We start from the raw sequence: 12,003 nt of genomic DNA, 5'->3' as shown, positions 1-12,003 counted from the left end.
ACTGTATGATTTATCCCCAAGCTTTTCTTTCTGAAGTCCAACAACAAAGACAAGAGTTTCCTGGACTAAATAATAAAGTTTATTTTAATTTTGGGGGACAAGGTACTTTACCTCGTGCCGGTTTAGAAGCGATTATTGATGCTCATAATTTTCTACAACAACAGGGTCCTTTTTCTTTAAAAGTTTATGATTGGATTACACAAAAAACGGAATTATTACGAGCAGCGATCGCTCAAGAGTTAAGTGTTGAACCTTCAACAATTACTTTAACAGAAAATGTTACTTATGGCTGTAATATTGCTCTTTGGGGACTTGATTGGCAGCAGGGTGATCGCATTTTAATGACTGATTGTGAACATCATGGAATCATTGCTACAGCGCAAGAAATATCTAAAAGGTTTGGGGTAGAAATTGATGTTTGTCCTATTTTAAATACTTTAAATGAAGGTGATCCAGTTGAGGTTATTAAACAATACTTAAAACCACAAACAAAACTGTTGGTTTTTAGTCATTTATTATGGAATACTGGACAGATTTTGCCATTGAAAGAAATTAGCTCTCTTTGTCATAATTATTCGGGGAGCGATCGCCCTATTTTAGTTTTAGCTGATGCTGCGCAATCTGCTGGTTCTTTACCTTTAAAATTAGCAGAAACTGAGGTTGATTTTTATGCTTTTACTGGTCATAAATGGTTCTGTGGACCGGCTGGTGTTGGGGGACTTTATATCCGTCCAGAAATTTTTGATTTAGTTAGTCCTACTTTTATTGGTTGGCGAAGCATTAATATTGATGAAAAAGGTCAACCTATTGATTTTAAAAGTAATGGAGAAAAGTTTGAGGTTGCTACATCATCATATCCTCAATATGAAGGTTTAAGGGCGGCTATTTCTGTTCATAATAATTGGGGAAATTCAGAACAACGTTATCAACAAATTTGTCGATTGAGTGAATATCTATGGCAAGGTTTATCCAATATTTCTGCTATTAACTGTTTAAAAAATTCTCCTCCAGAATCTGGCTTGGTTTCGTTTACGGTTGATAGTAATATGAGTCATCAAACTATTGTTCAGAAGTTAGAAAAGCAAGGATTTTTATTAAGAAAACTGCGTGATCCTGACAGTATCCGTGCTTGTGTTCATTACTTTACTTTACCAGATGAAATTGAACAATTAATTAAGGCTATTTCGTTGATGTTTTAATTAATTAGAAACAGAACAATTATCGTTTTCATGACAACCAAAGGGATAAGGAGACTGATAAGTATTGTCTCTTTTTCCAAACCAATTATAACGGTTATCTCTCACTTGTTCATAGGTTTTATCCCCTAACCATTTCATTCCTGGTAAAGCACGATAAGCGAGGATAAATGCTTGTCCTAATGGCAATAAATTAACGATTTCTTCTGCTGCATTACTCCCTTGCCAACGTTTTTTTGTGTTATTATCATCTATTAAAATCATCCCCATTTCGCAATCTTTTGGAGTGATATTAAACTGTTGTAATGTTGTTTGATCTTGCATGGGAATATAATCAAAAATATTTCCTTGATCAAACTGTGCTAAAAGTTGGGTAAATGTTACACAAAGATTGCAGTTTCCGTCGTAAATAATATGATAAACCATGATGTTTTAAAATAATTTTTTTTATAGCTTAACATATTTTTAGTGAACAGTGAACAGTTATCAGTTATCAGTTATCAATTATTGGTTTTTAATTAATAGCTGATCTTATCCAGTTACGAAACTGTTTTAAAGTTTGGGTTGTTCCTATGCTTTGACTCATTTTTAAAAACCTTATCATAGCTTCTTGTATAGGAAAATCAGGAAAAATTATACTATTTTGAGAAAGTATATATTGTTCATTTTGTAAACAATAAATTTCAAGTTTACTTTCGTCATATATCCAAATCTCAGGAACTTTTAGAGATTGATAAGCGTTAATTTGAGTTTTGGATGTTAGATCAATTTCTAATACTAAATCTGGAGGTGAATCAATAGTTAAATCAATTCTATTTTTACCGATTACTTGTTCATAATTTTGAATATAAAAACAGTCATCAGGTTCAACTCCTGCTTGCATATCTTCTCGTTTAAAAGTTGTTGATCCCAGTGATTCCCAGTTCATGTTTAATTCATCTAATAAGACTTTAATTAAGTCTGATAAAATAACTTTTATTCGTTCATGTTCTGGTAATGGTGTCATAAGTTCTAAAGTTTCTTGATAATAATATATTCGAGATGATCGACTTTCTCCTAATTCTAGAAGAATGTTCTCAAATTTTTGCCAATTGATATTTTTTAAGACAATATGTTGTCCTGGGGGAATAGAAATTTGTTGTAATTGTACTGCTATCATAGGTATTTTTAAGTTAATTTTTAATCTGTTTCAGAAAACTAAAAACATTATACAATTAATTTTGACGAGGTAATAAAGAGAAGATTCTAGAAATATCATATTCTGCTGTTTCTTGTTTACTCAGTTTTAATAATATAAATTCTCCTCCATTGCTAACTAATCCAAAAATAGGTTTTTCAATATTAGAATGACCCATCATATAAGCTAAACATTGAGGAATAGCTAATTCAGCAGTTAATTGTGTATTTTTTGCTTCAACTATTAATATCCATAACTTATCTTTAATTACTAAAACATCGATACACCCTCTTAAAATTTCTTCTTGGTTTTGTAATTCAATTTCTAGAGATTCCTCTGCTTTAATCATAAAGGGTGGATCATAAAAACCAGCTAATTCTAATAGAGGTGCAATCACTAAAATAATTACAGTTGATTCTGTTAGTAGTCCTTTTTCCCTATGATTAATATATCTCTGTCTGATTTTGTCTAAAGTTGATTTTTCATACTCGGTTAATTCTGGTATATTTTCAAACCATTCTAAAAAAAATTGTTCTTTTTCAGTTCTTTTCAGATTGAACTTTTGATGAACATCTTCATAACTATTGATTGATTTAGTAATTGATACAACTTGATTCATAAGTAACCTCAAGTAAACCTCTACATTTATTATATATTGTAGGGGCATAATACTATTATGCCCAAATTATTGATTGAGAGGAATAATGTTGTTTAAAGTTTCTCCTAATGTTCTTTTTGCTTCCATGATTTCATAATCATTCTGGAGTCTTAAAAAATAACCGTCTGATAAATTAAAATAGCGACATAACCGTAAGTCAATTTCAGCAGTAACAGGAGTTTCAGCATTAATAATTTTGTTGATGATTAAATTAGAAACATGAATAACTTTTGCTAAGTCATCGTTACTCATATTTAATTCATCTAGAAATTCATATTTCAAAATTTCACCTGCATGGGGATTAGATAATAAAACATTCTTCATGGTTAAATTAGATAATAATCAGGTTTCGGTTATTAGAAAATTAGCTTTCTGGGTTTAACACTGTTAAACCCCTACAATAATGTATTCGTAGGGGCATAATATTATTATGCCCAAACTTGTAATATATTGCTTAGTCTAGATTAAAAAAAGATCAATGATAGATGATCACTTAATTGTCAATTTTGGGAATATTATAACTAGACTTATTTAGGAGTATCTATAAAAATGACTGATGATCAAGCATACACTTTAAAGATTATCAAAAAAGTTATCTCATCTTATTTAGATGACAATATACCTAACAATGAAATAGGGTTAAATATGCTTGTTGATCAATGTGATGATCTAGTTTATAAAATAGCATCAAAAATTTATACTGAAAGTGGATATAAAATTGAATTATCAATTATTTGTAATGTCATCAATGAACGAATTGAAACTTTAAATAGACATTTTGCTAAGATTAACGCTGAAAAAAAAGAAAAATCTATGAAGAAAAAACCAAATATGCTGCTAAAAAATCTCTCATAAAACAGATTGATGAATCACGATTAAGTGATTTATCAAAAAAATTAAACTAATCAGAACGAAGTGAAAATGTAGCCTATATTTTTTCTCAAGTTCAGTATATAGTTAGTGAGCAATTAGAAATTGAATTGGATAAAATTACCATAGACAGTAATATTGAAGATTTAGGAGCAGATTCTTTGGATTCGGTTGAGCTTATAATGGAAATCGAAGAACATTTTAATATTGAAGTTCCAGATGATTTTTTTGATAGAAGAGGCGTTATAAGTTTATATGGCCAACAGACGGAAATATATAGTTTTACTGTTGGTCAAATGTTAGATGGGATTGTTCAAATTATGGCAGAAAATCAATAACTTGACTAGCTAATAACAATAAAAAGTATGATATTTTTGAGGTGGGCAAAGGAGCATCAATATTAATAATTATTTGCTCATTTTTATCTTGCTAACCTTCTATTTTTTATAGACAAAAAAATAATCTTAATCAAAATATTGAATAAACATTGCAGATTAATGTTACAAAAGATTACAATAAGTATCCAGGACGCTCATTTGTGACACTCTAACATAAGAAAACCATCATCATTGATATGCCTAACCTGGATATTACTGCTAATCAAACCAAAACAAACGACAATAAAACTTATAATCTTGAAAATAAGCTTGCTCCTACTGATAGCTTTATCAATCGACACATTGGGCCCAATAGCCAAGAAGTTGATAAAATGCTCAAGGTGCTAGGATTTTCCACCCTAGATCAACTCATTGATGCTACAGTACCCCAAGCCATCCGCCTCAGTAAACCACTGAATTTACCCGAAGCACAGAGCGAATACGGTGCATTAGCTCAATTAAAGTCTATTGCTTCCAAAAATGAGATATTTCGCTCCTATATCGGCATGGGTTATCATGACTGTATCACTCCCCCAGTCATTCAACGCAACATCCTAGAAAATCCAGGTTGGTATACTGCTTACACCCCATATCAGGCAGAAATTGCTCAAGGAAGACTAGAAGCACTGTTAAACTATCAAACTATGATAGTAGAGTTAACTGGACTCGAAATTGCTAACTCTTCCTTACTTGATGAAGGTACAGCAGCAGCAGAAGCCATGAGCATGAGTTATGGTTTATGTAAGAATAAAAATGCTAATGCTTTCTTTGTGGACTCCCATTGTCACCCCCAAACCATTGAAGTCATTAAAACAAGGGCGTATCCATTAGGTATTGAGTTAATTATTGCCGATCATCGCTTCTTTGAGTTTGATAAAGAAATTTTTGGCGCATTATTACAATATCCTGCTACCGATGGCACTATCTACGACTATCGCACCTTTATCGAAAGCGCACATAGTAAGGGTGCATTAGTTACCGTTGCGGCTGACCCCTTGAGCTTAGCACTATTAACACCCCCCGGAGAATTTGGCGCAGATATCGCCGTAGGCAGCACTCAACGCTTTGGTGTACCCTTGGGGTATGGTGGACCTCATGCAGCCTATTTCGCCACCCGAGAAGCCTATCAACGGAAGATTCCAGGCCGTATTGTGGGAGTATCTAAGGATGCACAAGGAAACCCTGCTTTAAGATTAGCACTGCAAACCAGAGAACAACATATCCGTAGAGACAAAGCTACCAGTAACATCTGTACAGCGCAGGTATTACTAGCAGTTATTGCCGGAATGTATGGTGTGTATCATGGTCCAGAGGGTATTAAAAATATTGCTCAGAGAATACATCAATTAACGGTAATTTTAGCTAAAGGATTACAAACTTTAAGCTACACAGTTAATGAGGAACCCTTCTTTGACACGGTTAAAGTTGGGGTAGGTGATGCCAGTGTAAAAGCTGTGATTGCAGCAGCAGCAGAACGGAAAATTAATATCAGGTTATACGAAGAAGGTGTCTTATGTATTAGCTTAGATGAAACTACTACAGTTCATGATGTGGTTGAGTTGTGGCAAATTTTTGCAGCTAAAGATGATTTACCTTTCACCGTTGAAGAGATAGCAGAACAAGTTAATTTTGAATTCCCTATCTTTTTTAAACGTACTTCAGAATATTTAACTTATCCTGTTTTCAATCAGTATCATTCTGAAAGTAAATTACTGCGTTATTTACACCAGTTAGAAAGCAAAGACTTAGCTTTGAATACTTCCATGATTCCCTTGGGATCATGTACTATGAAATTGAACGCATCAGCCGAAATGATGCCAGTAACTTGGCCAGAGTTTGGTAAACTCCATCCTTTTGCCCCCTTATCCCAAACCGAAGGTTATCAAATTCTTTTCCAACAGTTAGAAGTATGGTTAGGCGAGATAACAGGATTTGATGGTATTTCTTTACAACCTAACGCTGGTTCTCAAGGTGAATATGCAGGTTTACAAGTAATTCGTCAATATCATGAAAATCGTGGCGAAACTAACCGAAATATCTGCTTAATTCCCACATCTGCACACGGCACAAACCCTGCTAGTGCAGTCATGTGTGGGATGAAAGTGGTTCCCGTGAAATGTGATAAAGAGGGTAACATTGACATTGCAGACTTGCAGACAAAAGTCGAAAAACACTCCGAAAATTTAGGAGCGTTAATGGTAACATATCCTTCCACTCACGGTGTATTTGAAGAAGAAATTATTAACATCTGTGATATCGTTCATCGTCACGGTGGACAAGTATATATGGATGGGGCTAATATGAACGCCCAAGTAGGGGTATGTCGTCCCGCTGACTTTGGGGCCGATGTTTGTCACCTCAACCTGCACAAAACCTTCTGTATCCCTCACGGTGGTGGTGGTCCGGGAATGGGTCCCATCGGTGTTAAAGAACATTTGATCCCCTTCTTACCCACAACCAACCTGGATAAATTCACCAACCCCAACAGTAATGGTAAAGTAGACACATCCATAGGAGCCATTTCCGCAGCCCCTTGGGGTAGTGCTAGTATCCTGGTCATTTCTTGGATGTACATCGCTATGATGGGGGAAAAAGGGCTGACTGAGGCGACAAAAGTGGCTATCCTCAACGCCAACTATATGGCCTCTCGTTTAGCTGACTATTATCCCATCTTGTTCAAAGGTGCATCCGGTTGTGTCGCTCATGAATGTATCATTGATCTGCGTCCCCTGAAAAACCAAGCAGAGGTAGGGGTGGATGATATTGCTAAACGGTTGATGGACTTTGGTTTCCATGCACCTACCGTATCTTGGCCTGTTGGTGGGACCATGATGGTTGAACCCACGGAAAGCGAAGACTTAGCGGAGTTAGATCGTTTCTGTGATGCGATGATAACTATCCACCAAGAGGCTCAAGCGATCGCAGATGGTACAATTGATCCTAAAAACAATCCTTTGAAAAATGCGCCCCATACCGCAGAAACGGTAATTTGTCAAGAGTGGGATCGTCCTTATTCCCGTGAAAAGGCAGCTTATCCGGCTTCTTGGAGTAAAGAACATAAGTTCTGGCCAACCGTAGGACGTATTGATAACGCTTATGGTGACAGAAACTTCACTCCTTCAATTTGTCCTTGCGACGGAATGGACGCTTATAAAGAAGACTAACACATTGTAGGGTGGGCAATGCCCACCTTACTTTAATTTTCTTATTCGTCAAAGATTGTACAATACGAATGATATTTGACAATTAAAGAGGTAAATATTGTACTTTATTGGCAAATTCTTCTAACTTTCCTAACTTGGCAATTAACTCTAAATCTCGAATACAATCACCGATAGATATCATTAGTTGATGACCATAAATAACTCCGACAAATTCCATACCTTGTACTTGACGATTATTCGCTTCTATTAAAAAGTCTTTATCTTGACTAAAAATAAGTCTTTTTAGGGTAGTTGCACGGTCTAAAATTATGATATCATCTACACCAGAATAACCATCTTCTTGAACAGTTAAAACATCGATTTCTCGCAAACGTAAGCCTATGGTAATTGCACCATGTACATTTTCATCCATATAAAGGGGTAAAGTCAATTAGAGAACTCCTTCAGCTTTGAGTCGGGTTACAAAGGGAGAGTCTCCTGCTTGGGAACGCAACTTTTTAACGTATTCAACCTCTTGTTGAATTTCTTGATCTAATTGTTCTTTATATTCCCAATAATAAGCGAATGCGGAATGAATTTGACTCATGGTTAAATGACGATGATTAACCTGTATTTCTTCAGGTGTCCAACCATAAGCCATTTTTGCTATTACAAGATCAATGACTTTGAGGGTTGAACCTATAATTATTGCTGTACCTTGTTCATTCAGGTGAATGTGTTTATAATCTGTGGAAATTGAAGCCATTGTTATTAATTTGTCTTTAACCTAATTATACAATAAATAAACTGATTTCCTGTAGAGATGTTTCATGAAACGTCTCTACAAATGTGGGATATTAATAATTAACTGTCGCTAAACCCTTCACCAAAACCCACTACTGCTTTACAAAATACGTTATTTTCGCTGTAATGTTCACCGACTTTTATAAATGCTGTTTTCCCTCCATTTAACCAGCGTTTTCCATCAAATATATGTTTGATAATTGCCCATTTTTCGGGTTGGTTATTTTGAATATGTGTAAACTCTGCATTAATAATTTCTGTTGCTGTTGTTTCGCTAACATTGGAATATTTATTATTTAATTTATTTAGGATATTTTTAATTTCATCTATTGCATTGTTGATAGACGCATGGGAAGCATAGTTATTAAAGTTTGCTTCACCTTCGTTTTGTTGATGAATTTGAGTAGAACCGTTAATATGAAAAGTATTATTTATGGTTTTATTTGACATTTCATTTTCCTCGTTATTTTTTAATAAAGTCGATTAAGAAGGATCGATATTGAATTGTCCTTCACCTTGATTTTGTTGATGAATTTGAGCGGAACCATTTACATTAATTGTGTTATTTATATATTGGTTTGATATTTCACTTTCCTCGTTATTTATAGATGGAGTTCGGTCGGGTGAAATAATATCATTGACTAAACCCTGTACATTCACCATATCATAACTAATTGGACATTGAATTGTAGGTTGTTTATCATCAATAAATTTATTAAGCACATCCCAAGGATAAAAATGGGGTGACTGACTACCTTTACATTTTGAACAGTTACAGGGGACTAATGTTTTATATTTAAGACGTTCATAAGAATTATGAATTTTGTCTAATTCATATCTAATAGTGGTTAATAAATCTCGTTTACGGGTTCCTGAGACTCGTATACGAATTTCTCCTTTATGATAGCGATAACGTTCAATAATTTCTGCTCTTGCACCATCTTTAGTTAAGACCACTCCTTCTTTCCAAACACAAGTTTCATTCTCAATGATAGCATGGGTTTCTACAATAAAACGGGTTAAAATTCCTTTAGGCATAAATTCATATTCATAGCGCAAAAGTAGGTTATTTTCTTCATACCAATCATACTCTGGTTGTTCTGCATTTAATAATTGAGGTGTAATATAATTTCCTGGTTGACTAGGTATTTCATAACATAGTTTAAAGTTCATCATTAACTTTAAAAGTTCGCTACGCATGGTAATATATTTTTCCTCATTCCAGATATTGTTTAAATCATTTTTATTAAATTTACCTAAATTTGCCCTAACATTTTCATTATCTAAGACTTTATAAACTGCATCAGTTCCCCAAGCAGTATTAAGAATAATAGTTTTCTGTAAAAGATCATCATTTTGAAAGTGTAGAAATACCCCTAAGTCATGAAAATAACCGCTTAAAACTAACATATCTTCTAACTCTTTAAATCCTTTGTCTTTACAGATGTTTAAATATTCTTCAAAAGTAATATAATCACGGGTATCTTGTTCTAAAACTTCTCGAACTTTGACCCAATATGCCGGTAATTCTTCACCAATATGAGGTAAGTTACTGATATAGTGTTGAATCTTATTTAAAATTTCAGGTAAACCTCTATTAGTTGCGAAGTTAGTGGCTAAAGTTTCTTTAAAATTAGTAAATTCTCCTCTTAATTGTCGTTCGTTAATGTCTCTTTTGCGTTCTTGCTTTTCATTTTTAATGACTAAAATAGGACTACTATTACTCAATAATTCAACCACGTTTAACCAGTAATAAAAGTCTGTGTTTTCTTTACGAGTATCAGCAACTAATGTATAAAGTGATCTTTCGGTGAGAAAAAATTGATGGGTTTCTTTATAAATTTCTTGTCCCCCAAAGTCCCAAATATTAACTCTAAAGTTTTTCCCGTTATCTAGGGGAAAAGACCATTGAATGACATCTATTCCTTCCGTAGATTCTTCATAGGTTTTGAGTTGATAATTATTATTTTTTATTTTTTGCGCTAAGGTAGTTTTTCCTGCACCTGGTTCTCCAACAATTAATAATTTTGCTTCATAAAGATGCTCAATTTTTTGTTCTAATTGTTGTTTTAAATAGTTTCTTATTGCTGCAACCCCTTTTTTTCTAATTGAAGTTGGAGGAGATTGTAAGGGATTATTTCCATAGGTTAATCTTTGTAATGCCAATAGTCCAATTTCAGCAGGAAGCTTTGTAAATTGATTATCTCGTAATGCTAAATTTCTTAAGTTATATAATTTACTAATTTCTTTTGGTAATGTATTTAATTTATTTTTGCTAAGATCGAGAATTTCTAAATTAGATAGTTGACCAATTTCAGAGGGAATAGTATTTAGTTGGTTGTTAGATAAATCAAGTGCAGTTAATTGAGTTATTTTGAAAATATCATAAGGAATATTAATGAGTTTTTTAAATGATATAGAAAGTCTATCAATTTTATTTGTATTAGTTAGGTCAATTATTATATTAAGATCACTGGATAAACTATTTGATTGAGATAAACCTACAGATAATCTATATAGATTAGTTAATCTACTAATTTCAGGAGGAAGATTTATTAATTGATTATTTAACAAAGAAAGAACTTGTAAATTAGTCAGTTGACCAATTTCAGCAGGAATATTTGTTAGTTGGTTATTCGACAGATAAAGTGAAGTGAGATTAGTTAGTTGACCAATTTCAGCAGGAATATTTGTTAGTTGGTTATTCGACAGAGAAAGTGAAGTGAGATTAGTTAGTTGACCAATTTCAGCAGGAATATTTGTTAGTTGGTTATTCCACAGAGAAAGTGAAGTGAGATTAGTTAGTTTACAAATTTCAGAGGGAAGGTTTGTTAGTTGGTTATTCCACAGAGAAAGTGAAGTGAGATTAGTTAGTTTACAAATTTCAGAGGGAAGGTTTGTTAGTTGGTTATTCGACAGAGAAAGTGAAGTGAGATTAGTTAATTGACCAATTTCAGGGGGTAAAGAATTTAAGTTCTCATTCCAAAGATCCAAGGATTCTATTTTATCCCTTGCTGCTTCTTCAATAACCTGTAATAATTCTTCGTCTGTCATATCAGTTATCAGTGACCAGTTATAAACATTATATCTTGTCTTCTATAATATGTCTTAGTTACCGCACTAGACAAACAAGCAAAAATGAAAGGTGAATCATGAAATATCATTATAGTATGGTCATTCAATGGTCAGAAGAAGATCAACTATTTTTAGTCCATTTACCTGAGTTTTCTTGGCAACAATTTCATACTCATGGCAAATTTTTGAAATTCACGAGTTGCTATTACTTCAAACAATATCTGTCTCCTCCCATAATTCAGATAAGGGTACAGTATCTCCTGTTATTGCTTGTTGCCAAGATTTTTTAAAGCTTTCCTCGGAAAAATTTTCATCAGAACTATCTAATTCATTCTGATTTTCTTCAATTTCATCTACTAAGATAATTACTTTAACCGTTGAGGGTTGGGAGGAAGTAGAAGCTAAACGAAAATCAGGTAATTGAATTTGTCCATTATCAGTTACAGTTGCGGTTAATTCGTAAGCTTTCATAACAAAATACACTCTAATTTTAAAAGGACAATAATTTAATATTTAGGTTATTATAGCAATACTTTAGCTCTAATTCCATTACAATGAGATGAAATATCATTAGAGACTGTTTGTAAAAAGAAAATGAAAAGACTTTTTTAAAAAATCATCCCTAATAAACCTATGAGAAGTTTATTAGTTTTTAAGAATGGAGGAAAATTAATAGTGGGGAAGCCAGGTCAGAAATTTGGCT

At 33.3% G+C, this 12,003-nt stretch carries 13 protein-coding genes and 1 pseudogene; 5 read left to right on the top strand and 9 right to left on the bottom strand.

The genetic code is table 11. The features are described from left to right. The first annotated feature begins 5 nt into the window (after positions 1 to 5). On the top strand, positions 6 to 1,199 hold the full coding sequence (locus QNJ66_RS02445) for an aminotransferase class V-fold PLP-dependent enzyme (protein WP_300502708.1): 1,194 nt from the start codon (positions 6 to 8) through the stop codon (positions 1,197 to 1,199). Here the strand turns inward: QNJ66_RS02445 and QNJ66_RS02440 are convergent, their stop codons facing one another. The 4 genes from QNJ66_RS02440 to QNJ66_RS02425 all read right to left on the bottom strand — a co-directional run bounded on the left by QNJ66_RS02440 (position 1,200) and on the right by QNJ66_RS02425 (position 3,355). Next, positions 1,200 to 1,622, bottom strand: coding sequence for a DCC1-like thiol-disulfide oxidoreductase family protein (locus QNJ66_RS02440; RefSeq protein ID WP_300502707.1), 423 nt, complete (start codon positions 1,620 to 1,622; stop codon positions 1,200 to 1,202). An 88-nt stretch (positions 1,623 to 1,710) separates the two neighbouring features. Then, the gene (locus QNJ66_RS02435) at positions 1,711 to 2,355 is read right to left on the bottom strand and encodes a Uma2 family endonuclease (RefSeq protein WP_300502705.1); all 645 of its coding nucleotides are present in this window, start codon (positions 2,353 to 2,355) and stop codon (positions 1,711 to 1,713) included. A gap of 55 nt (positions 2,356 to 2,410) precedes the next feature. Then, a complete protein-coding gene (locus QNJ66_RS02430; protein ID WP_300502703.1) occupies positions 2,411 to 2,992 on the bottom strand; it encodes a type I restriction endonuclease subunit R in 582 nt (193 codons plus the stop codon). A 66-nt stretch (positions 2,993 to 3,058) separates the two neighbouring features. Beyond that, entirely contained in the window at positions 3,059 to 3,355 is a 297-nt protein-coding gene (locus tag QNJ66_RS02425; protein ID WP_300502702.1) for a HigA family addiction module antitoxin, read from the bottom strand. A 225-nt stretch (positions 3,356 to 3,580) separates the two neighbouring features. Here QNJ66_RS02425 and QNJ66_RS02420 point away from each other — a divergent pair, with 225 nt between their 5' ends. From QNJ66_RS02420 to gcvP, 3 genes are all read left to right on the top strand, one after another. Next, positions 3,581 to 3,886, top strand: a complete 306-nt coding sequence (locus tag QNJ66_RS02420; protein ID WP_300502699.1) for a hypothetical protein — start codon at positions 3,581 to 3,583, stop codon at positions 3,884 to 3,886. Between the two features lie 77 nt (positions 3,887 to 3,963). Then, positions 3,964 to 4,239 (top strand): acyl carrier protein, encoded by a 276-nt coding sequence (locus QNJ66_RS02415; protein WP_366146271.1) that lies wholly within the window; start codon positions 3,964 to 3,966, stop codon positions 4,237 to 4,239. Positions 4,240 to 4,475: 236 nt separating this feature from the next. Continuing rightward, positions 4,476 to 7,442 carry an aminomethyl-transferring glycine dehydrogenase gene (gcvP, locus tag QNJ66_RS02410; RefSeq protein WP_300502698.1) on the top strand — a complete coding sequence of 989 codons (2,967 nt, stop codon included), beginning with the start codon at positions 4,476 to 4,478 and terminating at the stop codon, positions 7,440 to 7,442. Between the two features lie 82 nt (positions 7,443 to 7,524). Here gcvP and QNJ66_RS02405 read toward each other — a convergent pair whose 3' ends face one another. The 4 genes from QNJ66_RS02405 to QNJ66_RS02390 all read right to left on the bottom strand — a co-directional run bounded on the left by QNJ66_RS02405 (position 7,525) and on the right by QNJ66_RS02390 (position 11,279). Then, positions 7,525 to 7,872, bottom strand: coding sequence for a DUF5615 family PIN-like protein (locus QNJ66_RS02405; protein ID WP_300502696.1), 348 nt, complete (start codon positions 7,870 to 7,872; stop codon positions 7,525 to 7,527). Further along, positions 7,873 to 8,187, bottom strand: a complete 315-nt coding sequence (locus QNJ66_RS02400) for a DUF433 domain-containing protein (RefSeq protein ID WP_300502694.1) — start codon at positions 8,185 to 8,187, stop codon at positions 7,873 to 7,875. A gap of 98 nt (positions 8,188 to 8,285) precedes the next feature. Next, positions 8,286 to 8,675: a hypothetical protein gene (locus tag QNJ66_RS02395; RefSeq protein WP_300502692.1), complete on the bottom strand. Its 390-nt coding sequence runs from the start codon at positions 8,673 to 8,675 to the stop codon at positions 8,286 to 8,288. A 33-nt stretch (positions 8,676 to 8,708) separates the two neighbouring features. After that, the gene (locus QNJ66_RS02390) at positions 8,709 to 11,279 is read right to left on the bottom strand and encodes a COR domain-containing protein (RefSeq protein ID WP_300502690.1); all 2,571 of its coding nucleotides are present in this window, start codon (positions 11,277 to 11,279) and stop codon (positions 8,709 to 8,711) included. Between the two features lie 98 nt (positions 11,280 to 11,377). Between QNJ66_RS02390 and QNJ66_RS02385 the strand changes: the two are divergent. Further along, positions 11,378 to 11,482, top strand: a pseudogene (locus QNJ66_RS02385) (type II toxin-antitoxin system HicB family antitoxin); the annotation flags it as partial. Between the two features lie 28 nt (positions 11,483 to 11,510). Here QNJ66_RS02385 and QNJ66_RS02380 read toward each other — a convergent pair. After that, positions 11,511 to 11,771 (bottom strand): hypothetical protein, encoded by a 261-nt coding sequence (locus tag QNJ66_RS02380; RefSeq protein WP_300502688.1) that lies wholly within the window; start codon positions 11,769 to 11,771, stop codon positions 11,511 to 11,513. Between the last annotated feature and the right edge of the window lie 232 nt (positions 11,772 to 12,003).

Source organism: Crocosphaera sp., from assembly GCF_030064895.1.
In the GTDB taxonomy this organism is placed as follows: Bacteria; Cyanobacteriota; Cyanobacteriia; order Cyanobacteriales; family Microcystaceae; genus Crocosphaera.
The sequence above is the reverse complement of the archived record's forward strand: the minus strand, read 5'-3'. Positions and strand labels throughout refer to the sequence as shown.

Bases quoted from the DNA above. Each gene is read 5' to 3' on its own strand.
- QNJ66_RS02445 (WP_300502708.1), top strand. From the start codon at position 6: ATGATTTATCCCCAAGCTTTTCTTTCTGAAGTCCAACAACAAAGACAA.
- QNJ66_RS02440 (WP_300502707.1), bottom strand. From the start codon at position 1,622: ATGGTTTATCATATTATTTACGACGGAAACTGCAATCTTTGTGTAACA.
- QNJ66_RS02435 (WP_300502705.1), bottom strand. From the start codon at position 2,355: ATGATAGCAGTACAATTACAACAAATTTCTATTCCCCCAGGACAACAT.
- QNJ66_RS02430 (WP_300502703.1), bottom strand. From the start codon at position 2,992: ATGAATCAAGTTGTATCAATTACTAAATCAATCAATAGTTATGAAGAT.
- QNJ66_RS02425 (WP_300502702.1), bottom strand. From the start codon at position 3,355: ATGAAGAATGTTTTATTATCTAATCCCCATGCAGGTGAAATTTTGAAA.
- QNJ66_RS02420 (WP_300502699.1), top strand. From the start codon at position 3,581: ATGACTGATGATCAAGCATACACTTTAAAGATTATCAAAAAAGTTATC.
- gcvP (WP_300502698.1), top strand. From the start codon at position 4,476: ATGCCTAACCTGGATATTACTGCTAATCAAACCAAAACAAACGACAAT.
- QNJ66_RS02400 (WP_300502694.1), bottom strand. From the start codon at position 8,187: ATGGCTTCAATTTCCACAGATTATAAACACATTCACCTGAATGAACAA.
- QNJ66_RS02395 (WP_300502692.1), bottom strand. From the start codon at position 8,675: ATGTCAAATAAAACCATAAATAATACTTTTCATATTAACGGTTCTACT.
- QNJ66_RS02390 (WP_300502690.1), bottom strand. From the start codon at position 11,279: ATGACAGACGAAGAATTATTACAGGTTATTGAAGAAGCAGCAAGGGAT.
- QNJ66_RS02380 (WP_300502688.1), bottom strand. From the start codon at position 11,771: ATGAAAGCTTACGAATTAACCGCAACTGTAACTGATAATGGACAAATT.